Below are 21,762 nucleotides of genomic sequence, written 5' to 3'. Positions count from 1 at the left end.
TGCCCGTCCTGGCTGACAAAGCCCGTGTCGTGCAGGCAAGTGCGGGCTCGGGCCGATCAGCCCCGGCGCCCGGCCTGACTGTGAGCGGAGCTCAAAGACGAACCGCTTCCATTCAAAGATGTCGCGGGTGCGCGGCGCTCATCTGTACTTTGACGCCGTCGGGCCACGATGAAGAAGTCCCGCGCCATACGGTTGTCGGACGTCACTCCAGGATTTGTGTGACTTCCTTGGTCGCAAGAATCTGCGTTCGCGGCTCACCGCCGAGCGCGGGTCCGGCGGCACCGGAGCTCCAGACCTGTTTCATTGAGGCTAGGAGCCGTTCTGCTTGGGTGACCGTCTCGAATTCCAGATCGATCAACACATAACGCGGGTTGTCGACGGGCTGGTAGATGGAGTATTGCTGTACTCCTGCTGTGCCTCGGCCTGCCGGGTCCCGGTCAAACGCGGCCTTCCATGTGGCGAAATCTTCAGTGGGATGTTCAATCCGAAGAATAGGCATGATCCTTACTTTCTCCAGTGGGTGTTCTCTGAGCGTAAGTGTGGTCGCGGACAGAAAACATCCCAGCCCTCTGGGATGTTTTCAACGGTGAGCGGCCGCAATCTCAACGCGCGAGCCGGGGTTTTGTTGGGCGTACTGTCGAGACATGGCCAGAGAGCTTACACGCGCCAACGTTCTTGAGCGGATCGAGTCCCTCAGTGGGGCGGCTTCGGATGCCAGGAAGTTTCGCACCGACGTACTACGCGAACTGCATCGTGCGGTTGGCTTTGACGCGCACGTGTGGCTGCTCACTGATCCGGTGACGACTGTCGGTTCCGACCCGCATGCGGATGTTCCGGCGTTCGGTCAGCTGCCTTCCCTAATTAAGTTCAAGTACCTGACTGCGGTTAATCGATGGAGTGATTTGATTGCGCGCAGGGTGCAGGTTGCCTCCCTTGTCGAGGCTACGGGCGCAGATCTGGCGAGGAGCCTTCTCTGGAGGGAAGTTCTCCACGACTACGGGGTGAAGGACGTCGCATCGATAGTCATGGCCGATCGTTACGGTTGCTGGGGGTTTCTCGACCTATGGCGCAGGGGCGCCCCGAACGCGTTCGATGACGATGAGCTTACGTTTCTTCGGCAGCTCGCGCCGGTGCTGACGCGTGGGCTTCGTGTGCGTCAGTCGGTCACCTTTTCGACAGTACCGTCGGCCCGTCGCCGCGACAGCGGACCCGTCGTACTTGTCCTGAGTGAGAACCTCGAGGTGGTCAGCCAGACCGGTGCGGCGGAAGAATGGCTTCGCACGCTCTTGCCGGCTGCCAGTGATTTCCCGCCGGTGCCGGCGAGCGTTTATAACGCGGCAGCTCAGCTACTTGCGGTCGAACAAAAGGTCGATTCACATGAGGCCCGCGCTCGTGTGCATCTCACCGACGGCACGTGGATCACCGTTCGTGCAGCGAGAATGGGTTCGCAGATCGCAGTGTCGCTTGAGGCGAGCTCGCCCGAGGAACGTCTTGAGGTCTTCGCCCTGGCACACGGTATGAGCGCGCGCGAGGCAGAACTTCTGGCCATGCTGGCAGACGGGAGCGACACGAAACTGATTGCCCAGCGAATGTTCCTGTCCGAACTAACCGTGCAGGATCACCTCAAGTCCATCTTCGCAAAGTCGCAGACGCACAATCGCCGATCACTTCTCGCCCAGATCGTCGGCACCCGCGCGGGCTAAAGATCGACGAATGACCCCGACAGGCTGGGTCCATCCAGTGAATGGCGGCGTTTATGGTTTGGCTAGCTGGACGTGGCCCGTAGTACGCGAAACGCAAGCTGGCTCCGTGGTGAACAGAGCTCAACCTGATCGGCTATCAAGGGCCGCGGAGGTAGCAACAGGTGCGGACCCGAGAGCAAAGCAAAACTTGCCTAACGGGCTTCTGCGTCAATCTCAGCTCGCCGGGCCTGGACGATACGCCGCACGACGGCGTCCGCCAGTTGATGCTCCGCAGAATAGTGGATGGTTCCGCTAGTCGTTTCGAGATCAGCCATCACTTCAGCCACCGTTGTCATGGTCGGCTGGCCCACCTCGCATTGCCGTACAGCACACGGAAGGTTCAGCCTATTCGGAACGCACTTCGAGCCAGCGGACGAGCCGGCCGTATCGATCCAGCAAAAGTCAGACCCGCGCCCGTGGGGGCGACGACGGATGCGAATACCTACGGTAGTTGCAGCGACTTCACTGCAGGCATCGCGGTGACGTGCGACGCCGGAGCAGCTATTCTGGCCACCGCCTGCCTTTGCGCCGTACGGAACTCCCCTGACATCGCCGCCCGGGTCGGCGTTGGCTGCCGGTACAGACAGTGCGCGCCAACGTCCAATTTTCGTTCCATCGGCCCGTGGGCAAGTATGGCTGTATGAACAGTACGATAACACCCCTCAGAAAGTCCGCCGTGAGTGCCTTTTCCGGCATCACCATGGCAGCGCTGGGATTGTCGCTGGCCGGGTGCTCCACGACTGAAACCGCTGCCCCCGCCGAATCACCCAGCGCCGTTTCGCCGGTCCAAAAGCCGTTATCCGCGGAGGCCACCACTGACGTCACGACCACCCCAAGCACGGACCCCACGCCGTCGACGGTACCGGTGGGACGCCTGGTGAGCCTTCATGTTGAGGGCGCCCATGCCAATGCACTCGTGAAGACCCTCGTAGTGACAGGCGACGGCAAAGAAAACGGCGGAGACATGCAGGATGTGAAGCTGCCTTTCGACCAAGAACTCACGCTGCCCGCCGACGCCTCCTTCACGAAGGTCCTGGTGCTGGGCAAATATGCCTCCGGCGCCACCGGCGAGATCTCCTGCACCGTCACGATCGACGGCAGGCAAGTTGCCAGCCAGTCGTCCGGCAACCACCGGCCCGCGGAGTGCCTGTTCGTGGAGAAGAGCTCCACATAGCATTCAGTTGGCGGATCTCTGCCAATGGTTCCGGCCGTCCGCGCACTGTCTTGCCTCCGCGCGCGTGGTCAGGCGCCCAGACGTCCCCCTGCCCAGTGGCCGCTGCACTGGTGGGGCCTGCGGCGCCGGCCAGGTCAGTCACGAGCGGCGCCACCGCCAGCGAGCTGACTCGTTGTGCATTGTCCCCATCGAAGGCACGACCCCTGCCCCGACCACTGTCTACTCGTGCCTGACCTGGGCCAAGGTCACCCTGCATCCCTCGCCGTGAGCGAAACCACCTGGTCAGACGGTTCATAGCCGCCAAAGTCTCACTACCCCGCTTTATGACTCAGTTTCTCAGAGCTGGACGCTTTCGCCGGATGCGAGGTGACGGAATTCAGTGCCGTAGTTGGCTCCGACTTTGGCCACATGTCCTTCGGAAAAGCTCAACCCCTGCTCGTTCAGCAGTGCGTCGTGAATCTGGAACGCTTTCGGGGCCCGTACGGAGATGACGAAGTCAATGACCTCCGCCGTCTTGGACCACGGCGCGTGGATGGGGACCAGCAGGGTCTGTACTTGGACGCCGTCGGGCACTGTGAAGGAATCCCCCGGGTGGTAGACATCCCCGTCCACCAAAAAACCAATGTTGGCAACGATGGGAACCAGTTGGTGGATCAGCGCGTGCTGACTGCCAAAGGTGCGAATCGCGAAGCCCGCCGCAGAAAAGTCCGCACCGGGTGCAACCTCGTGCACCCGGGCTGCCGCTTCGGGCACTTTCTTTCGCAGCTCCTCTGCGATACCCGCGAGGGTATGGAGCACCAAGTCGGAGTTTGCCCTCAGCGCCGCCGCGACCGCGTCGGAGTCGAGGTGATCCGCGTGCTCATGCGTGATGAGAATTGCCCCGGCCCCGGACAGCGCCGTTTCTGTTTCGGAGAAGATTCCGGGATCGATCACCAGGACGTGGCCGTCTTTTTCCAACCGGACACAGGCATGCGTGTACTTCGTCAGCTTCATGCCCTCAGCCTACGTCCGGGGTGCGCGTGCACCAAGGGATGCTGCAAGAGCTGCACACCACGGGCGAAGGGCCGTCAGCTGCTTAATCGTGCACTGATAATCTGGAGGGGCGGAGCGGATAACCCCGCAAGGAAGTGAGCAGCAGCAATGTCCGAGGTAAGAACGTCCGAGGCAGCGACCCCTGAAGCGGCATCGGCCGCCGAGGGCACGCCGGTGGCCGATGCCGGCGGTGAGCAGTCGCGTCCCGGCAGGGAGCAGCGCGTCACGAAGCAACGTGTGGCGGTCAGTTCGGCGTTGGATCAGCTGGACGACTTCGTCAGTACCCAAGAGCTACACCGGAGCCTGCAAGGGGATGGGTCATCAGTGGCGCTGGCCACGGTGTACCGGATCCTGCAGTCCATGGCGGAGGACGGTCTGGTTGATGTCCTGCGCAATGCCGACGGTGAGGCGGTTTACCGCCGCTGTTCGGTCGCGGCGCATCACCATCACCTGCTGTGCCGCAGTTGCGGAAAAGCCGTGGAGATCGAGGCGCCCGAGGTGGAGAGTTGGGCGGCCACAACGGCCGCTGCGCATGGTTTCACCGAGGTCCAGCACACCGTGGAGATTGTCGGCCTCTGCCCCGAATGCTCGGCTCGGGCCACGCGGACGTGATCCGGGAGCACAGCTGGCTGCTACGGAACGGGAAGTTCACTGACGGCGATGCGCCCGGCCAACTCCTGGCGCACAATCCGCCCGTTGCGGCCGCGCTTGCGCCTGAAGGCGCCGATTCCGCGGCAGCTGACGTAAACCAAAAATGACAGCGTGGTGACATAGGGGCTGACCGGGATCCGGCCGCCCAACGCCAGCAAGATCCCGCCCACTGTGGACAGCATGGCGAATCCGATGCTCAGCAGCACCACGAGCTTGGGCGAGGACGTCACCTGCAGCGCCGCCGCTGCGGGGGTGATGAGCAGCGCCAGCACCAGCAGCGCCCCGACCACCTGGATGGACAGCGCCACGGAGATGCCCAGCAGGAACATGAACACCAAGGACAGCATGCGGACCGGTACCCCGCGGGCGGAGGCGATTTCCGGATCTGCGCTGGCGAAGGTGAGCGGGCGCCAGAGGATGAGCAGGCCGGCAATGACGACGACTGCGGCGCCGGCCAGCATGGACAGCGCCGTTGAATCTACCGCCACTATCTGACCCGTCAAGAGCCCGAATTTGTTCGCCGCCCGGCCCTGGTACAGCGCCAGGAATAGAATTCCCAGACCCAGGCCAAACGGCATGATCACACCGATGACGGAGTTCTTGTCCCGCGCCCGCACGCCCATCACTCCGAGCACCAGCGCGGCCAGCACCGAACCGACCAGAGACCCCAGAATGACGTCCGCACCCACCAACAAGGCAAAGGCGGCACCGGCAAAGGACAGTTCAGCAATACCGTGCACGGCGAACGCCAGATCGCGCATCATCACAAAGGTGCCGATCAGCCCGCCGACGAGTCCCAAGATGGCTCCGGCCAGAATGGAGTCACGAAACAGCGGCAGGAGTTCTCCGTAGTTCTGGAAGTTGAAAACCGCATCCATGAAGTCCTGGAAGGTCATCAGTGCCCTCCCGTTGCGTGCCCGTGGGTCGTGGCATCCGGCAGTCCGACGACGACGATGCGCCCGTTGGCGTGCAGCACCTCAACATGGGTGCCGTACAGGTCCGAAAGCACCTCGGTGGTCATCACCACGTCCGGTGCACCGATGCGGAATTTTCCGTCGGCCAGATAGAGCACGCGGTCCACATACTCAATGATCGGATTGATCTCGTGGGTGACGAAAACCACCGCGCTGCCGTGGTCCCGGGACTGATCACTGATCAGCTTGCTGACAGCTTGCTGATGATGCAGATCCAAGGAGAGCAGGGCCTCGTCGCAGAGTAAGACCTCCGGATCCGTGGCCAGGGCCTGGGCTACCCGAAGGCGCTGCTGCTCGCCGCCGGACAGCAGCCCGACGGGCACGTTGGCGTAATCGGCTGCGCCAACCCGGTCCAGCAGTTCATCGACACGACGTCGATGCCGGCGCAGGCCCAACCGCACTCCCCAGCGGTGTCCATCCACCCCGAGACCGACAAGATCACGGGCGCGCAGCGGAGTATCCGCGGCGAAGCCCTTTTGCTGAGGAATGTAGCCAATGTGCTTGCTTCCCCGGCGCGGCGCCTCGCCGCCTAACCGAACGCTTCCGCCGGTGAGGGTCTGCAGTCCCAGCAGCACTTTCAGGAAACTGGTCTTTCCGCTGCCGTTGGGTCCCAGCACGGCGAAGAACTCCCCCGCCTTGATCTGCAGGTCCAGTCCATCCCACAGGACGCGTTCAGCAAAGCTCAAGCTGGCCTCGGCGAGGCTCACTACCGGCGCCGAGGCGGTGGGGACGGCCAACAGGGTCGAGACGGCTGGTGCAGCGGACCGCGGCGAAGAAACTGAGCTCACTAGCCGAGCGCCTTCTTAATACTCTCGGCATTGGCGGCCATCCACGTCAGGTAGTCCTGGCCTGCGGGTAACGTTTCGCTGAAATTGAGTACCGGGACTCCGGCGGCGTCGGCGGCTTTCTTCAGCATGAGCGTCTGCGGGCCTTCCGTCTGGTCGTTGTACGCCAGGAACCGGATGGTGTGCTTACCAACCAAGTCAGTGGTTTCGCGCAACACCGCCGGTGGGACATCCTGCCCTTCTTCAATGGCATGGCTGTAGGCCGCCGGCGTTTTGTTCACCAGGCCCGCCGCCTCGATCAGGTACAGCGGGACTGGTTCGGTGACCGCTATTTCCTGCCCGGCGTGCTCGGCCTTAAGGCCGGCGAGCATTGCGCTTATCTTCGCCACGGAATCCTTAAAGGCTGCGGCGTTGTCCTTGAAAATGCCGCCTGCCGCCGGATCCAGCTCAGCAAGGCGTGCGGCCACGGCGTCGGCAACCCTGCCGGCGGTGGGCAGGCTGTACCAAAGATGCTCATTAAAACTATCCTTGTTCGCTTCGGTCCGCAGCCCGGAGATGTCCGTGGCATTAAGGATCTTCTCCGCTGCCAGCGTTCCCCCGCCGGCAAGCTGGTCGAAGAATCCGTCGTAGCCCCCGCCGTTTTCCACGCCAAGCTGGGCTTTGGATATGGCAAGTTTGTCCTGCGCCGTGGCCTCGTAGGAATGCGGGTCCTGGCTGGGCCTGTTGATCAGGGAGCTGACCTGCACGTGGTCGCCCCCAATGCTTTCCACCATGCTGGCGTAAACATCGGTGGAAGTGACCACGCGGATCTTGCCGGCCGCCGCCGTCGGCGGTTGCGCTCCAGGCGTTACTGCCCCGTTCCCGCAGCCAGCCAGCAACAGTGCTGCCGCAGCCCCTGCCGCGCAGATACCCAAAAGACGACGCACTATGGTTGCCCTTCACTTCCAGCTAGATGAGAATAGTTACGAATAAGCTCTGTCTCAGCATAGCGCAAATAGGAACCATTCGCATCAAGGACGGCGCGGGGCGACGCCGCAGAAGGCGCCGCGCCCAGGAGTGTGCCGTCAGTCCTCGCCGTTACCCCGGCCGCCCAACCGCCGCCACCCGGTGGCCTGGGTGGCGTCGCGGATTTCGCCGACCAGTTCTTCGATCACGTCCTCGAGGAACAGGACGCCACCAGTGCCGCCGTCGGAGGAAATGACGCGGGCCAGATGCGACCCGGTGCGTTGCATCGTTGCCAGCGCATCTTCGATCTCATCGTCGACTCCGATGTTGACCAGTGAGCGCACCCGGCTCTCCGCAAAGGGCAGCTGATAGCTTTCCTGCGGAATGGAAATAACGTCCTTGACGTGCATATAACCGGTCAGATTCCCCGAATCGTCCGCCAGCACAAAACGGGAGAACCCGGTGCGGCGGACCGCACGCTCAAAGTCCACCGGCGTCGCCGTCGTCTGCAGGGTGACCAAAGCATCGTGCGGGACCATGATTCTGCCCGCCGTTTGGGCCGAGAACTCCAGCGCACCGTTGATCAGCCCGGTCTGGTCATCCACCAGACCGCTGCGCGTGGACTCCTGCACAATCGACTGGACTTCCTCCAGGGTAAAGCTTGAGGTGACCTCATCTTTGGGCTCGATCCGGAACAGCCGCACAATGTGGTTTGCCAGCCAGTTCAGTGAATAGATCACCGGTTTCACCAGCCTTCCGACGAAGACCAGCGGCGGCGCCAGCAGCAAGGCCGCCTTGTCCGCCGTCGAAACGGAAATGTTCTTCGGGATCATCTCGCCAAACGTCACGTGCAGAAAGGTGACCATCAGCAGGGCCAGCACAAAGGTTGCCGGCGCTGCAATGTCATCGGAGATACCCACTGCGGACAACGGGCCGGCCAGTAAGTGGTGAATCGCCGGCTCCGAAACGTTGAGAATCAGCAGCGAGCAGACCGTGATCCCCAGCTGTGAGCAGGCCAGCATCAAGGAAACGTTCTCCATCGCCGCCAGAGTGGTCTTGGCACGGACGGATCCCGCGTCCGCCCGCGGCTCAATCTGGCTGCGGCGTGCTGACATGATGGCGAATTCAGCACCCACAAAAAAAGCATTACCTGCCAGCAGCAGCACCAGCCAGAGGATGCCGGACCAGTCGCTCATCCGACCCCACCTCGACTGGGCACATCGCGACTGGGCACATCGCGACTGGGCATCTGCGCACCGCCGGCGGATTCCGGATAATCTTCGATCACCGCAGCGGGGATGAAGCGGATCCGGTCAATCCTTCGCCGGTCCATCCGTTCCACCTCCAGCTGTCCTCCGCCCACGTCGACAAGGTCGCCCACGAGAGGGATCCTGCCCAGGGCCGCCATCACAAAGCCGCCCACGGTTTCATAGCTCGATTCGTCCGGCACACTCAGTCCGGGCACCTGCTCGGAGACCTCGTCCGGACGCATCAGACCCGGGAAGAACCATTCTCCGGCGGCACTTTGCAGTACACCCGGCTTGGTCCGGTCGTGTTCGTCGGAGACCTCGCCGACAATTTCCTCCACCAGGTCCTCCAAGGTGGTGACTCCGGCCGTGCCGCCATACTCGTCCAGCACCACGGCCAGTTGCAGGTTCCCCTCCCGGAGTTCGGTCAGCAGCGCATCCAGATGGATGGTCTCCGGAACACGCAGGACGTCCGTCATGATGGCACCGGCCTGCAGCTGCGCCCGTTTGCCGGACGGGACGGCGATGGCCTTTTTCACATGCACCACACCCCGGACATCGTCGGGCGAGTCGCCAATCACCGGGAACCTCGAATGCCCCGTCCGGCGCACGGCCTCGACAATATCCGCCACGGACTGATCCGCTTCGATACTGACCAACCGAATCCGCGGCGTCATCACATCCGCGGCCGTCCGGTCCGCGAACTTCAGCGTTCGGGCCACAAAACTGGCGGTCCGTGCGTCCAGTGTGCCCATGTCAGCAGAACGCCGAACCAGCGAGGCAAGCTCGGCCGGCGAGCGGGCTCCGGAAATTTCCTCTTTCGCCTCCAGGCCAAAGAGGTGGAGCACGCGATTGGAAAAGCCATTGAGCGCCAGGATGGCCGGCTTGAAGATGGCAGTGAAGACCAATTGGGGGCGTGCCAAGGCCCGGCCGATCTCAAAAGCGCGGGCGATTGCCATGTTTTTGGGCACCAATTCGCCGATCAGCATTGACAGCAAGGTGGCCAGGATCATAGCAGCCGTTAGCGCGACGGGCTGCACCACGGACGGATCCAACCCAACACCAGTCAACGGACGGGCCAGCAAAACGCCTACCGACGGCTCCATAACGAACCCCGTCAAGAGCGTGGTCAGGGTAATGCCCAACTGGCAGCTGGAGAGCTGGGTGGACAGTGATTTCAGGCAGTGCAGCAGCGGGACCGCAGCGCCATCCCCTCCGTCGATGGCCCGTTGCACCGTCGATTGGTCAAGAGCCAGCAGGGAAAATTCAACGGCGACGAAGAACCCGGTGCCCAGGATCAGCAGGAGTCCGACGAGTAAGAGCAGCCATTCCATCAGCCGTTCCCCCTGCCCCAGGGTTCCGCACGCCTGTCGGACGCGGCAGGCGGAGGCCGGTCGGATGCGCCTGTTGCGCAGCCGGCCGTAGAGCCTGTGGCGGTTGAGTCAGCGGAAGTACGATGGGCACGAGTACGGGGTCTGCCGGCAGGTGCGTGGTCCAAGGATCTGTGGTTGGTTCCACAGTCCAGACCCGGGTGCCGGCCCCTAGAATTGCTGTCCATGAGACTCTCAGTCTACATTATGGCCTTCTCGCCACCGGTCCTGCTCCCGCACGCTGACCCATCGAAAGCGCTCAGGGTTCCCGCCGTCACCGCTAGCATCGGCCCCGCGCACAGGCCCCGACGCCAGCCGGCTACCAACTGGTTCGCAGCGGGCGGCCTTCGTCGTACCCGGCAGCAGATTGCACGCCCACAACGGCGTTGCGGTGGAATTCGGCCAGATTGCGGGCGCCCGCGTAAGTCATCGAACTGCGCAGTCCGGCGGTGATCAGGTCCAGCAGATCCTCCACCCCGGGGCGGGCCGGGTCCAGGTACATCCGGGAGGACGAAATCCCTTCCTCAAACAAGCCCTTGCGGGCCCGGTCAAAGGCGCCGTCGCCCTGCGTGCGGTGCTGGACTGCCCGCGCCGAGGCCATCCCGAAGCTTTCCTTATAGCGGCGTCCTTCGCTGTCCGTGTTCAGGTCGCCCGGGCTCTCGTACGTGCCGGCAAACCAGGAGCCGATCATGACCTGACTGGCTCCCGCGGCAAGCGCCAACGCAACATCGCGTGGATACCGCACCCCGCCGTCTGCCCATACCGCGGCGCCCAGCTCCCCGGCGGCGGCGGCACACTCGTGGACGGCGGAGAACTGCGGGCGGCCGACGGCGGTCTGCATCCGGGTAGTGCACATGGCACCGGGCCCCACCCCGACCTTAATAATGTCGGCTCCTGCCGCCACCAGATCGCGGACGCCGTCGGCGCTGACCACATTGCCCGCCACGATCCGGGCATCATCGGCCACCCTGCGCACAGCCTGTACCGCCTCGATCATCTTCCGCTGGTGCCCATGGGCCGTATCCACCACCAACGTATCGACACCCGCTTCGAGCAGTGCAATGGCCTTCGCCTGCACATCACCGTTAATGCCGACGGCGGCCGCCACCCGAAGCGCGCCGGTATTGTCCACCGCGGGCCGGTAAATCGTCGACCGCAGGGCCCCCGTGCGGGTCAGAGCGCCAATCACCTTGCCATCCCGGAGCACCGGGGCAAAATCGGAGCCGGCGGCGTCGAGCAGTTCAAAGGCATCGCGAAGGGCGCCATCATGCAGACCGGCCACGGCAGAGCTGTCAAAAGGAGCCGCGTGATCAACGTGATCAAAAGGAGCGGCATCAATTGTCACCACGTTGCTGTGCATAACGGACCGGAGCGAGGAAAAACGGTCCACGTCCGCGCAATCGGCTGCCCGGACCAGTCCCACAAAGGTGCCCGCGCCGCCGTCGTCCCCCTCCGGTCCTGCAATGATCAGCACGGCATTATGCGGCCGCTTGCTCATCAGGTGCAGCGCGTCAATCACCGTGTCCTGCGGCGTTAACGTCAGTGGAGTTTCGAACAACAGGTCCCGCTGTTTGACCCAACTCGTCACGTTGCTGACTACCGGCAGCGGAATGTCCTGCGGCAAAACCGCCAGACCGCCCCGCCGGGCAACGGTCTCCATCATGCGCTTACCCGTCACGGCGGTCATATTGGCCACCACCAATGGAATAGTGGTTCCGGTTCCATCACTGCTGGACAGGTCCACGTCCAGACGGGAGGCCACGTCCGAACGCGACGGGACGAGAAAAACGTCAGAATACGTCAGATCTGTGCTGGGAGTGTTCAGGAACCGCATGGGCACAACCTTCGATTGGACGAAAAAAGAGGACGGAACGTGCCGGGAAAATTCTGTCGCTACAATGACCGCGGCAATAATCCCGTCGCTACCAAAACTCCGTCACTACAAAATTACTGTCACTACTAAATTCATGTCGCCGACGGGCCTTTTCGGCCCGTTCGTGCCAACGTGACGAGTCTAGCCAAAAACTCCGCGCAGGCCGGAGCCAGATTGGCCTGCGCCTTGTACTTCTCACTAGACTGTCATGGGGCGAAGGTTTGAAGACCCGGTCCGGACAAGGCAGAGTATCGGCAGAAACCGCGCGGTCAGAACGCAGGAGCAGCTCCCGCGTGCGTCGGGGTCTGTCAGCGGGCTACTAGAACTCACGGAAGAGGCGTATTTCACGTGCCAGATCAACCTATCCACCGTCTACCCGAGGACTTTGGCGGAAACGAGTGGCTCGTTGACGAGCTCTATGAGCGGTATCAACAGAACAAAAAGTCTGTCGACACCAAGTGGTGGCCGCTCTTTGAATCCTTCGATTCAGACGGCGGAACCACGGGTAATGGAAGCCGCTCGTCCACTGAAGGGACGGCGAACCCGATAACCAGGGAACTTCCCGTCGTGCCGGCAGCAGCTGGTGCAACGTCGGCTCCCGCGAAACCGGTCGCGTCAGCCGCCCCAGCCGAGCCTTCGAACGCGCCGGCAGCAGCAAAACCAGCCGCTGCGGTTGGCACTCCCGCAGCCGCTCCAGCGGCAACCGCACCCGCTGCCAACGCGCCCAGTGCCACCCCTACCCCCGCTGCCCCTTCCGCAGCTCCCGCTAATGACGCCGCCGCTGCCCGCACCGGTGCCGCAGCTCCCACGCCAGCACCCCAGCCGGGTCCGGCCAAGGACGCGGCCCGGAACGGTTCCGCACCGATACCTGCCCAACTCCCCCGTACCGCCAAGGACAACTCGGTTCCCGAAGAGGACACGAAAACCGTTCTGCGTGGACCGGCGAAGGCCATCGCCACGAACATGATTACCAGCCTGGAGGTGCCCACTGCCACCAGCGTGCGCGCCATCCCTGCCAAGCTGCTGATCGACAACCGCGTGGTGCTGAACTCTAATCTCGGCCGGGCCAGGGGCGGGAAGGTCTCATTCACCCACCTGATCGGCTACGCCGTGGTCCGGGCACTGGCCCAGTTCCCTTCCATGAACGTCCACTACGACGAGGCCGACGGCAAGCCGGTTGCGGTCCAGCCCGCGCATGTCAACTTCGGCATCGCCATCGACATGCCCAAGCCAGATGGTTCCCGGCTGTTGGTTGTACCCAATATCAAGAAGGCGGAGACGCTCAACTTCTCCGAATTCTGGCATACCTACGAGGCCCTGATTAAGCGTGCGCGTACCGGTAAGCTGACCGCCGATGACTACTCGGGCACCACGGTCTCGCTAACCAACCCCGGGGGGATCGGCACGGTGCATTCGGTGCCGCGCTTATCCAAGGGACAGGCCGCCATTATCGGCGTCGGCGCCCTTGACTACCCCGCCGAGTTCCAGGGCACCAGCGCCAAGATCCTGGCGCAGAACGCCATCAGCAAAGTCCTCACGCTGACCTCCACCTATGACCACCGGGTAATACAGGGGGCCGGCAGCGGGGAGTTCCTGCGGCTGGTCCAGCAGCTGCTCCTGGGTGAGCAGAACTTCTACGACGAAATCTTCGAATCCCTGCGGATCCCCTACGAGCCGGTCCGCTGGAGCCACGACCTGCAGGTCGATCCCGCCGACCAGATCAACAAGGTGGCCCGGATCCAACAGCTGATTCACTCCTACCGGGTCCGCGGACACCTCATGGCGGACACAGATCCGCTGGAATATGTCCAGCGCAAGCACCCGGATCTGGACGTGCTGACCTACGGACTGACCCTGTGGGACCTGGACCGCGAATGGCCCACCGGCGGCTTTGGCGGCAAGCCGATGCTGAAATTCCGCGACATCCTCGGCGTGCTCCGCGATGCCTACTGCCGCACCACGGGCATCGAATACATGCACATCCAGGATCCCGCCCAGCGCCACTGGTTCCAGGACCAGCTGGAGCACCCGTATTCCAAGCCCAGCCGCGAAGAACAGCTGAGGATTGTCTCCAAGCTCAACGCGGCGGAGGCGTTTGAGACCTTTTTGCAGACCAAGTTCGTCGGCCAGAAGCGTTTCTCCTTGGAGGGTGGCGAATCGCTGATTCCGCTGCTGGACAGCATCATCTCCGACGCTGCCGACGACGGTCTGGACGAGGTGGCGATCGCAATGGCACACCGCGGCCGCCTGAACGTGCTCACCAACATTGCGGGCAAAACCTACGCGCAGGTGTTCCGTGAATTTGAGGGAACCCAGGATCCGCGCAGTGTGCAGGGCTCCGGGGACGTGAAGTACCATTTGGGTACTGAAGGCACCTTCACCTCGGACAGCGGCAATACCACCAAGGTCTACCTGGCCGCGAACCCGTCCCACTTGGAAGCCGCAGACGGCGTCATAGAAGGCATCGTCCGCGCCAAGCAGGACCGACTCGATCGGGGCGAGGCCTTCCCCGTGCTGCCGGTCATGGTGCACGGAGACGCCGCCTTCGCCGGGCAGGGCGTTGTCGCGGAAACGCTGAACTTGTCCCAGCTGCGCGGTTACCGCACCGGCGGAACCATTCACATCGTGGTGAACAACCAGGTTGGATTCACCACCGCGCCGTCGTCGTCGCGCTCGTCGGTGTACTCCACCGACGTGGCGAAAATGATCCAGGCGCCGGTTTTCCACGTCAACGGCGATGACCCAGAGGCAGTCGTGCGGGTGGCTCAGCTGGCCTATCAGTTCCAGCAGAAATTCCGCAAGGACGTCGTCATCGACATGGTCTGCTACCGGCGTCGTGGGCACAACGAGGGCGACGACCCCTCCATGACGCAGCCCCTGATGTACAACCTGATCGAGGCCAAGCGGTCGGTCCGCCGGTTGTACACCGAAGCCCTGATCGGCCGCGGTGACATTTCCGAGGAAGAGGCCGAGCAGTTACTGCGGGATTACCAGGAGCGGCTGGAACGCGTCTTCGCGGAAACCCACGCCGCGCAGACGTCCCCCATCCCGATCATCACCGACGATTCGCAGGCAATCTCGGATCTGGAGCGGCCCTCCGCGCAGCAGGCCGACGGCGGCGTGAACACGCCGAAGTCCACGGCCATCACCACGGAGGTACTGGCGCAGATCGGCCACGCGCACGTGAGCGTACCGGAGGGCTTCACAGTCCACCCGAAGCTCAAGGCGCTGCTGGAAAAGCGCGATCAGATGTCCCGGGAAGGCAACATCGACTGGGGCTTTGGCGAGCTCGCTGCCCTTGGCTCGCTGCTGATGGAGGGCGTTCCTGTCAGGATGGCAGGTCAGGACACCCGCCGCGGCACGTTCGTCCAGCGCCATGCTGTCTTCCACGACCGCGCCAACGGCAGTGAATGGACGCCGCTGACCGAACTGAGCGATTCACAGGCGAAACTGTGGATCTACGATTCGTTATTGTCCGAATACGCCGCCATGGCCTTTGAATACGGCTACTCGGTGGAGCGCCCGGACGCCCTCGTCATCTGGGAGGCCCAGTTCGGCGACTTCGCCAACGGCGCCCAGACGGTCGTGGACGAATTCATTTCCTCGGCCGAGCAGAAGTGGGGCCAGCGTTCCTCCCTGGTGCTGCTGTTGCCGCACGGCTACGAAGGTCAGGGTCCGGACCACTCGTCAGCCAGGATCGAGCGCTACCTGCAGATGTGCGCGGAGGAAAACATGATCGTCGCCAACCCGACGACTCCCGCCTCGCATTTCCATCTGTTGCGCCGCCAGGCATACAGCAAGCCGCGCAAACCTCTGATTGTCTTTACCCCCAAGCAGCTGCTGCGCCTGAAGGCAGCCGCATCGGCCGTGGAGGACTTCACTGCGGGCAGCTTCCGCCCGATCATCGGTGACGAGGCAGTGCAGGATGGCAACGCCGTCGAACGCGTGGTCCTCGTCTCCGGGCGGCTGTACTACGATCTGCTGTCGGCCCGGCAGAAAGCGCAGGACAGCAAATCTGCGATTATCCGGGTGGAGCAGCTGTATCCGTTGCCGTTGGCAGAGATTCGTGCCGAGCTCGCCAAGTACCCGAACGCCGACATTGTCTGGGCGCAGGATGAGCCCGCCAACCAGGGACCATGGCCGTTCATGGGTCTGAACCTGGCGCCGAAACTGGACCGCAAGCTGCGTCTGGTATCCCGGCCTGCCTCGGCCTCAACGGCCACCGGGTCAGCAAAGCGACATGCCGTCGAGCAGGCTCTCCTGCTGAAGAAAGCGTTCGAACGCCAGTAGTACCAACCGCGGATGTCCGGCCTGCACTGCAGACCGGACATCCGCTATGGCAGTAACATCCAGCACCGGGGCATCTACCGTCACGGCAGTTCCTAACGCAGCACATGAAAGGTCAATAGTGGAGGACAGGAAACTGCGGATTGCCGCGGTCGGAGATGAGCTCATTGCGGGCGTGGGCGATCCCCGTGCGCTGGGCTGGCTCGGCCGTGTGCTGGCCCGCACCCCGCAGGAGGGGATCTCCCTAGAGGCGTATCCGCTGGCGAGCCCGCAGGAAGGCACCGAGGCGCTGGCCGCGCGCTGGCGGCAGGAGTGCGATCGGCGCTTTGACGACTTTCACGAAAACCGGCTGGTCATCGGACTCTCCGGCCGCGACATTGACTTTGGTCTGTCCACGGCCCGCAGCCGGCTAAACCTGGCAAACATTCTCGATGGCGCCGCCCAACTGAGCATCCCGGCCTTCGTCGTCGGCCCCCCGCCCAGCCTTGACCCGGCCCTGAACAAGAAACTGGCGGAGCTCAACACGGCCTTTGCAGACGTCACCACCCGCCGCAAGCACCGGTACGTGGATACGTTCTCCCCGCTGCAGAATCACGAGCAGTGGCGCACCGATCTGGCCGCGAATGGCGGCATGCCAGGGCAGGCCGGCTACGGTCTGATGGCGTGGCTGGTCCTGCACCGCGGCTGGTATCAGTGGCTTAACATCCCCGAAGCCCTCTAGCCTGCTTCCGGCAGGCAGACTTCCACTGTGCCGTCAATGACGCGCGTTTGGAAGACAGGTTGCGGTGAGGTAGCCGGGCCGTGCACGACCTCACCGGTAACAAGGGAAAAAACGCTCGTGTGCCACGGACACACGACGCAGGCCGCCCCGTCAGCGTTTTGCAGCTTCCCTTCGCTTAGCGGTCCGGAGAGGTGGCTGCAGGTGTCCGACAGAACATGCACCCCGTCCTGCCCTGTCCGCAGGACCAGTAACGGAACAGTGCTGAGCATCCGGCGCTCCATTTTGCCCTCGGTGAGTTCGTCCAGACGCACCAGTGGCTGCCAACCGGGGCGGACCAGGTGCGGAACATCCTCGGCGTGGTTAGCGCCGGCGGCCTGCCGGAAAGCCAAATGCCCACCCAGCCAGCCGCCGGCCATCACGACGGCAAGACCGGCAAACCCGAGCACCTTCCCGCTTCGCGATCTGCCGCGGAGGCGTTGCAGCAAGGATCCCGTGTAGAGGCCGACGGCGGACAGATTGGCAGCGGAGTGCAGCACGCCGACACGCTGCTGCTGTTCATGGAGCGTGGAGAAGTCCACATAACCTGCCAGCGCTGATGGCCCCGCTGTGCTGAGCCCGACTGCTACCAACGAGGTAGCAGCAGGAGCACCACCGGGCAGGCAGTCGAGCACGGCCGCGCTGATCCACGCGCCCATGGGTACCTGCACCAGCAATGGATGTAACGGGTGGCCCAGTGGGACTCCGTGCAATACATCCCGCAACCACCGCGGCCGGACAGCCCGGTTCACCAGATCCCGGACGGCTCCGGCCACCGGGTCCAGCGCTTTCAGGTTCTCCAGACGGTCAACGGCGTTCAACAGCGGAAGCGTTTTCACGGTTTCTCCTGCCTTTACTACCTTCGGTACTTACTGGTCCTGCTGCGTAGCTTCGCCTGCACCCGGTGAATATGCGAACTAGGCGCCTGTCCCTGGCCAATCGACCTTGCCTTCATATTCCTCGCGGCTGCTGACAATATCGGCAACAAAAGCACAGTGCGGGATGATCCGCTTTCCCCGGCTGACGGCATCCTGCAGGGCAAAAAGCGCAAGCTTCGTCGCCAGCCCCTGACCTTGGAACTTCTCCACGGTTTCCGTGTACACAAAGTCGACGCTTTCCGGGCGCTCCAAGTAGCTGATGGTCACCGCAGGCTCTGCGCCGACGAGCGCCTCATAGTGCTTCCGGTCGTCCCGGCGGTCCATGGAAACGTCCGTGCTGGCATCCGTGCTCATACCCAGAGCCTTGCACTTCTTCGCTGGGGAAACAACCGTCCAGCTCTTCTCGGCGCAGACAACCGCCCAGCGCGTGCGCTCTCAGTGTTGGAACACAATCTTTCCGTGGACCTCTCCGCTGAGCATCCGGTCAAATCCTTCCCTGGCCCGCTCCAGCGGCAGCACGGAATCAATCATTGGCCGGGCCCCGGAGCTGACCAGGAACTGTGCCAGCCGCTGGAATTCTGACCGGCTGCCCATGGTGGATCCCAAAATCCTCAGCTGCGTGAAAAAGACCCTGCTCAGCTCCGCCGGCGGATTGGAGCCGCTGGTCGCACCGCAGGTAACAATGGCGCCTCCCGGCTTGAGGCTCTTCAGCGAATGATTCCAAGTTGCCTGGCCTACGGAGTCAAAGACCACGTCGACGCGCTCGGGCAATCGCGCTCCGGACTCGAAGGCTTCCGACGCGCCCAGGCTCAGGGCTGCGGCCCGTTTGGCCTCGGTCCGTCCGGTCACCCAGACCCGGAAGCCCGCTTTCGCAGCCATCGCGATCAGGGCCGTTGCCACGCCGCCCCCGGAGCCTTGAACCAGAACGGTGGAACCAGGACCGGCCGGCGAGACCGAAAAGAGCATCTTGAAGGCGGTCAGCCACGCAGTTGATAAGCACCCTGCTTGTTCCCAGCTCAATTCGGCCGGTTTGGGCAGCACATTTGCGGCAGGGACCCAGACATAATCGGCAAACGTCCCCGGATGCAGCTCGGACAGCAGACTGCGCTTGGGGTCCAGCGTCTCGTCCCCGCGCCAACCGTCGGTAGGGATCACGGAATGCACCATTACCTCGTATCCTTCATCGTCGACGCCGGCTCCGTCGCATCCCAAAACCATCGGCAGCTTATCGGCGCTCAGTCCCATCCCTCGGAGTGAAAACAGATCGTGATGGTTCAGCGCTGACGTCTTTAACCTGACCTTGACCCAGCCGGCCGGACCGACCACGTCGTCGAGCTCGCCAACCTCCAATCCGGACAGGGGATCGTCGGCGGAAATAGCGGTGGCAAACACAGCACGCATAACAGGACTCCTTTGGCTGGACGTACCTCGATCTTATCGATTCACCCCGTGCGGGACGGTCGACGGCGGCGGACACCGGTTAGGTCAGCGCGTACGGCATGTGGGAGACTAGAGGGCGGATCTTTTCCAAATCGTTTTAGAAGATGGGAGGCAGCTATGTCCAAACGTGCACGCAAGCGTCGTGACCGGAAGCGTGGCGGCGCAAACCACGGTAAGCGTCCCAACGCTTAACCCTTGTGCTCAAGGCTGAAAGAGACCTCCTGAACCATTTGGTTTGGGAGGTTTCCTTTTTCCCGCGAAGCCGCTGAGGAGTCCATTTGCCGAATTGAATCGAGAACCATCATTTCTAGTCGTAGACTGACCGCGTGCCCCAACCCGAAGCCTCCCGAACAGCAGCGACAGCGGTCGAACTTGCCGACCGGCTGGACCTGCAGTTGAGCACTATCCGGTTCCACCTCAAGGAATTGATCCGGGCCGCCCTCAGCGAAGTCGTCCAGAATGCCCCGCACCGCCGCGGACGGCCGCAATTGAGCTACCGGGCTTTTCACCAAGCCCCGGACAGGAGCCAACCGTGAAGGCTGATCTGTACGACCGCTCGGACGTCATCCTGCTCGTCAGGACCTTTTACCAGCGGGCCTTCGCGGATCAGCTGCTGGGACCAGTCTTTGTGGATGTCGCGCGGATGGAACTGGAGCAGCACCTGCCAATTATGGCTGACTTCTGGGAAACGGTCCTGTTCCGGGCCGGCCTCTACCGACGGAACGCGCTGGCGATCCACCTGGATCTCAATGCCAAGGTGGAACTTACGGCAGGACACTTCGATCGCTGGCTTGAGCTCTGGACCGGCACAGTGGACGATCTCTATGCCGGCGAAAAAGCAGAGTTGGCAAAACTCCAAGCAGCCAGGATAGCCGGTTCCATCCACCGCAGAGTCCGCGGAAAAAGTCCCAGCGATTTCACGACCATCGGCTCGATCAAACCCGCGGCCTTCCAGCCCGCGGCTGCCCCTAAGCCCCGTCCCAAAGATTCCGGCTCCAGCGGCGAGCCGGACAGTGCCCGCTAGACTTGGGCGGCCCGGCTGCCGTGGATTCTTTCCAGGATGGCGGCCTTGAGGTTTTCCGGCGCCGCTTCCTTACAGGAGCGCCTGACCACGGTACGGATCACACACTCCAAGTCATAATCCTGAGCACAGTCCGGGCAGCCGTCCAGGTGCTGCTTGATTTCGGCCAAGTCGTCACAGGACAGCGCACCGTCCAGATATTCATAGATCCGCACCATGCGCGAGTCGTCGCAATCACCTAAACTCCGGCAGTCGCTCATTTACTTTTCTCCTGATCATTACTTCCCGTACCGCTGACGGTGTTCACCGGCGCAACGGCGGGTGAGGCCGCAACGGTATTTGCGCTCTGGGCGTCCGCGGTCGCAGTTTTACCTGCCGAATCGGGACCATTTGCACGGAAGCCGCGCTCCTGCGCATAATCGGCAAGCATGTCCCGCAGCAGTTTGCGCCCGCGGTGCAGCCGGGACATAACGGTGCCGATCGGCGTGTTCATGATTTCCGAGATCTCTTTGTACGCAAAACCCTCAACGTCTGCAAAATAGACTGCCAGTCTGAACTCCTCCGGGATGGACTGCAGCGCACGTTTCACATCATTGTCCGGCAGATGGTCCATCGCCTCAGCCTCGGCCGAGCGCAGCCCGCGGGAAGTATGTGACTCGGCCCTTGCCAGCTGCCAGTCCTCCACCTGGTCCGAATTGGACTGCAATGGCTCCCGCTGGCGTTTGCGGTAAAGGTTGATGTAAGTGTTGGTGAGGATACGGTACAACCACGCCTTGAGATTGGTCCCGGGGCGGTATTGGTGGAACGCGGAAAACGCTTTGGTGTAGGCCTCCTGCACCAGGTCCTCGGCGTCCGAGGGGTTTCGGGCCATCCGCATGGCCGCTGAATACAACTGATCCACGTACTGCATGGCGTCGCGTTCGAACCGGATGCGGCGCGCGGCCGCCGTCTCCGTGGCGACATCGACGGACCCCTCGGCCAGCTGCGCAGGAGTCAGCTCGGGAGCCGTTTCCGCATCGTCTCCGGTGGCCAGCGTGTCGGCATGCTCGGTGCTATTCATCAGGGCCAAGTCTACTGGTACCGGCTGTGCGGTTGTCTGCCGAATTGGTCCCTGCCACAGGCCGACGGTGGGCGGGGCCGCTAAAAGTAAGGTGCTCATTGGTCCTTCCCCATGTTGGTCTTGCTAGCTTCAACCAGTAGGCGCCTCCTCGTATTCCGCGTTCTAGCGATAGCGCTTCTTTGTCTCAGCGGCTTCCGCCGACAATGCTCTTGCCAAACGGATCCCGCGTGAGAGTGCCGGGATCGGGGTTCACCGAGGCAGGAGCCGAAGATGCAGGACAACACGGCAACCACCACCAGCCGTCCGGAAGTGAAACTCAAACGCCATCTCGGTCCGATCGGTTTGCTCTTTGCCGCCATCGGCTCAATTATCGGCTCCGGCTGGCCGTTCGGAGCTTTTAATGGCTCTTCAGAATTGAGAGTGTAGTCGGGGCTGCCGCGTGAGGAGTCCGCGGCTGGAGGTTGTTTCGGTTGAGGTGAGGGCCTTGGGAGAGAATCAGATTATCTAGATCTTGATTCCTCTACCG

Annotated in this window: 22 protein-coding genes; 9 read left to right on the top strand and 13 right to left on the bottom strand. The window is 62.8% G+C overall.

Going from position 1 to position 21,762, the window contains the following annotated elements; all coding sequences use genetic code 11:
* Window positions 1–202: 202 nt before the first annotated feature.
* Window positions 203–499: a hypothetical protein gene (locus tag OS914_RS10370; protein WP_267545992.1), complete on the bottom strand. Its 297-nt coding sequence runs from the start codon at window positions 497–499 to the stop codon at window positions 203–205.
* A 145-nt stretch (window positions 500–644) separates the two neighbouring features.
* On the opposite strand from OS914_RS10370, the gene OS914_RS10365 reads away from it, so the two are divergent.
* Both OS914_RS10365 and OS914_RS10360 read left to right on the top strand, forming a co-directional pair.
* Window positions 645–1,703: a helix-turn-helix domain-containing protein gene (locus tag OS914_RS10365; protein WP_267545991.1), complete on the top strand. Its 1,059-nt coding sequence runs from the start codon at window positions 645–647 to the stop codon at window positions 1,701–1,703.
* Window positions 1,704–2,382: 679 nt separating this feature from the next.
* Window positions 2,383–2,916 (top strand): hypothetical protein, encoded by a 534-nt coding sequence (locus tag OS914_RS10360; protein WP_267545990.1) that lies wholly within the window; start codon window positions 2,383–2,385, stop codon window positions 2,914–2,916.
* A 336-nt stretch (window positions 2,917–3,252) separates the two neighbouring features.
* Here the strand turns inward: OS914_RS10360 and OS914_RS10355 are convergent, their stop codons facing one another.
* A complete protein-coding gene (locus OS914_RS10355) occupies window positions 3,253–3,909 on the bottom strand; it encodes an MBL fold metallo-hydrolase (RefSeq protein ID WP_267545989.1) in 657 nt (218 codons plus the stop codon).
* A 147-nt stretch (window positions 3,910–4,056) separates the two neighbouring features.
* Here OS914_RS10355 and OS914_RS10350 point away from each other — a divergent pair, with 147 nt between their 5' ends.
* On the top strand, window positions 4,057–4,560 hold the full coding sequence (locus OS914_RS10350; RefSeq protein ID WP_267545988.1) for a Fur family transcriptional regulator: 504 nt from the start codon (window positions 4,057–4,059) through the stop codon (window positions 4,558–4,560).
* Between the two features lie 20 nt (window positions 4,561–4,580).
* On the opposite strand, the gene OS914_RS10345 is transcribed toward OS914_RS10350, so the two are convergent.
* The 6 genes from OS914_RS10345 to guaB1 form a co-directional block, all read right to left on the bottom strand.
* Complete coding sequence (locus OS914_RS10345; RefSeq protein WP_267545987.1) at window positions 4,581–5,495, bottom strand: metal ABC transporter permease; 915 nt, start codon at window positions 5,493–5,495, stop codon at window positions 4,581–4,583.
* Window positions 5,495–6,280, bottom strand: a complete 786-nt coding sequence (locus OS914_RS10340; RefSeq protein ID WP_267546101.1) for a metal ABC transporter ATP-binding protein — start codon at window positions 6,278–6,280, stop codon at window positions 5,495–5,497. Before OS914_RS10340 ends, OS914_RS10345 begins: the two co-directional genes overlap by 1 nt.
* Before the next feature lie 80 nt (window positions 6,281–6,360).
* Window positions 6,361–7,284: a metal ABC transporter solute-binding protein, Zn/Mn family gene (locus tag OS914_RS10335; protein ID WP_267545986.1), complete on the bottom strand. Its 924-nt coding sequence runs from the start codon at window positions 7,282–7,284 to the stop codon at window positions 6,361–6,363.
* A gap of 138 nt (window positions 7,285–7,422) precedes the next feature.
* Window positions 7,423–8,499, bottom strand: coding sequence for a hemolysin family protein (locus OS914_RS10330; protein WP_267545985.1), 1,077 nt, complete (start codon window positions 8,497–8,499; stop codon window positions 7,423–7,425).
* Window positions 8,496–9,884: a hemolysin family protein gene (locus tag OS914_RS10325; protein ID WP_267545984.1), complete on the bottom strand. Its 1,389-nt coding sequence runs from the start codon at window positions 9,882–9,884 to the stop codon at window positions 8,496–8,498. Before OS914_RS10325 ends, OS914_RS10330 begins: the two co-directional genes overlap by 4 nt.
* Before the next feature lie 355 nt (window positions 9,885–10,239).
* A complete protein-coding gene (gene guaB1 / locus OS914_RS10320) occupies window positions 10,240–11,754 on the bottom strand; it encodes a GMP reductase (RefSeq protein WP_267545983.1) in 1,515 nt (504 codons plus the stop codon).
* Between the two features lie 387 nt (window positions 11,755–12,141).
* Between guaB1 and OS914_RS10315 the strand changes: the two genes are divergently transcribed.
* Window positions 12,142–16,083 (top strand): multifunctional oxoglutarate decarboxylase/oxoglutarate dehydrogenase thiamine pyrophosphate-binding subunit/dihydrolipoyllysine-residue succinyltransferase subunit, encoded by a 3,942-nt coding sequence (locus OS914_RS10315; RefSeq protein WP_267545982.1) that lies wholly within the window; start codon window positions 12,142–12,144, stop codon window positions 16,081–16,083.
* Between the two features lie 118 nt (window positions 16,084–16,201).
* The gene (locus OS914_RS10310) at window positions 16,202–16,801 is read left to right on the top strand and encodes a GDSL-type esterase/lipase family protein (RefSeq protein ID WP_267546100.1); all 600 of its coding nucleotides are present in this window, start codon (window positions 16,202–16,204) and stop codon (window positions 16,799–16,801) included.
* Here the strand turns inward: OS914_RS10310 and OS914_RS10305 are convergent.
* The 3 genes from OS914_RS10305 to OS914_RS10295 form a co-directional block, all read right to left on the bottom strand.
* Window positions 16,798–17,676, bottom strand: coding sequence for a Rieske (2Fe-2S) protein (locus OS914_RS10305; RefSeq protein ID WP_267545981.1), 879 nt, complete (start codon window positions 17,674–17,676; stop codon window positions 16,798–16,800). The genes OS914_RS10310 and OS914_RS10305 overlap by 4 nt on opposite strands.
* A gap of 78 nt (window positions 17,677–17,754) precedes the next feature.
* Window positions 17,755–18,069 carry a GNAT family N-acetyltransferase gene (locus tag OS914_RS10300; RefSeq protein WP_267545980.1) on the bottom strand — a complete coding sequence of 105 codons (315 nt, stop codon included), beginning with the start codon at window positions 18,067–18,069 and terminating at the stop codon, window positions 17,755–17,757.
* An 81-nt stretch (window positions 18,070–18,150) separates the two neighbouring features.
* On the bottom strand, window positions 18,151–19,116 hold the full coding sequence (locus OS914_RS10295; RefSeq protein WP_267545979.1) for a zinc-binding dehydrogenase: 966 nt from the start codon (window positions 19,114–19,116) through the stop codon (window positions 18,151–18,153).
* Window positions 19,117–19,272: 156 nt separating this feature from the next.
* Between OS914_RS10295 and OS914_RS18225 the strand changes: the two genes are divergently transcribed.
* From OS914_RS18225 to OS914_RS10285, 3 genes are all read left to right on the top strand, one after another.
* Window positions 19,273–19,347, top strand: a complete 75-nt coding sequence (locus OS914_RS18225) for a 50S ribosomal protein bL37 (protein WP_104061284.1) — start codon at window positions 19,273–19,275, stop codon at window positions 19,345–19,347.
* 134 nt (window positions 19,348–19,481) lie between these two features.
* Entirely contained in the window at window positions 19,482–19,691 is a 210-nt protein-coding gene (locus OS914_RS10290) for a helix-turn-helix domain-containing protein (RefSeq protein ID WP_267545978.1), read from the top strand.
* Window positions 19,688–20,179 carry a group III truncated hemoglobin gene (locus tag OS914_RS10285; RefSeq protein ID WP_267545977.1) on the top strand — a complete coding sequence of 164 codons (492 nt, stop codon included), beginning with the start codon at window positions 19,688–19,690 and terminating at the stop codon, window positions 20,177–20,179. Before OS914_RS10290 ends, OS914_RS10285 begins: the two co-directional genes overlap by 4 nt.
* Here the strand turns inward: OS914_RS10285 and rsrA are convergent.
* Both rsrA and OS914_RS10275 read right to left on the bottom strand, forming a co-directional pair.
* Window positions 20,176–20,436: a mycothiol system anti-sigma-R factor gene (gene rsrA / locus OS914_RS10280; protein WP_267545976.1), complete on the bottom strand. Its 261-nt coding sequence runs from the start codon at window positions 20,434–20,436 to the stop codon at window positions 20,176–20,178. The genes OS914_RS10285 and rsrA overlap by 4 nt on opposite strands.
* Window positions 20,433–21,335 (bottom strand): sigma-70 family RNA polymerase sigma factor, encoded by a 903-nt coding sequence (locus tag OS914_RS10275; protein ID WP_420713928.1) that lies wholly within the window; start codon window positions 21,333–21,335, stop codon window positions 20,433–20,435. The genes rsrA and OS914_RS10275 overlap by 4 nt, the downstream gene beginning before the upstream one ends.
* Before the next feature lie 171 nt (window positions 21,336–21,506).
* Here OS914_RS10275 and OS914_RS10270 point away from each other — a divergent pair, with 171 nt between their 5' ends.
* The gene (locus OS914_RS10270) at window positions 21,507–21,662 is read left to right on the top strand and encodes a hypothetical protein (RefSeq protein WP_267545974.1); all 156 of its coding nucleotides are present in this window, start codon (window positions 21,507–21,509) and stop codon (window positions 21,660–21,662) included.
* Window positions 21,663–21,762: the final 100 nt, after the last annotated feature.

The organism is Arthrobacter endolithicus, from assembly GCF_026627425.1.
In the GTDB taxonomy this organism is placed as follows: Bacteria; Actinomycetota; Actinomycetes; order Actinomycetales; family Micrococcaceae; genus Arthrobacter_M.
The sequence above is the reverse complement of the archived record's forward strand: the minus strand, read 5'-3'. Positions and strand labels throughout refer to the sequence as shown.

Bases quoted from the DNA above. Each gene is read 5' to 3' on its own strand.
- guaB1 (WP_267545983.1), bottom strand. From the start codon at position 11,754: ATGCGGTTCCTGAACACTCCCAGCACAGATCTGACGTATTCTGACGTT.
- OS914_RS10330 (WP_267545985.1), bottom strand. From the start codon at position 8,499: ATGAGCGACTGGTCCGGCATCCTCTGGCTGGTGCTGCTGCTGGCAGGT.
- OS914_RS10345 (WP_267545987.1), bottom strand. From the start codon at position 5,495: ATGACCTTCCAGGACTTCATGGATGCGGTTTTCAACTTCCAGAACTAC.
- OS914_RS10300 (WP_267545980.1), bottom strand. From the start codon at position 18,069: ATGAGCACGGATGCCAGCACGGACGTTTCCATGGACCGCCGGGACGAC.
- OS914_RS10350 (WP_267545988.1), top strand. From the start codon at position 4,057: ATGTCCGAGGTAAGAACGTCCGAGGCAGCGACCCCTGAAGCGGCATCG.
- OS914_RS10275 (WP_420713928.1), bottom strand. From the start codon at position 21,335: ATGAGCACCTTACTTTTAGCGGCCCCGCCCACCGTCGGCCTGTGGCAG.
- OS914_RS10325 (WP_267545984.1), bottom strand. From the start codon at position 9,884: ATGGAATGGCTGCTCTTACTCGTCGGACTCCTGCTGATCCTGGGCACC.
- OS914_RS10270 (WP_267545974.1), top strand. From the start codon at position 21,507: ATGCAGGACAACACGGCAACCACCACCAGCCGTCCGGAAGTGAAACTC.
- OS914_RS10360 (WP_267545990.1), top strand. From the start codon at position 2,383: ATGAACAGTACGATAACACCCCTCAGAAAGTCCGCCGTGAGTGCCTTT.
- OS914_RS10295 (WP_267545979.1), bottom strand. From the start codon at position 19,116: ATGCGTGCTGTGTTTGCCACCGCTATTTCCGCCGACGATCCCCTGTCC.
- rsrA (WP_267545976.1), bottom strand. From the start codon at position 20,436: ATGAGCGACTGCCGGAGTTTAGGTGATTGCGACGACTCGCGCATGGTG.
- OS914_RS10365 (WP_267545991.1), top strand. From the start codon at position 645: ATGGCCAGAGAGCTTACACGCGCCAACGTTCTTGAGCGGATCGAGTCC.
- OS914_RS10370 (WP_267545992.1), bottom strand. From the start codon at position 499: ATGCCTATTCTTCGGATTGAACATCCCACTGAAGATTTCGCCACATGG.
- OS914_RS10355 (WP_267545989.1), bottom strand. From the start codon at position 3,909: ATGAAGCTGACGAAGTACACGCATGCCTGTGTCCGGTTGGAAAAAGAC.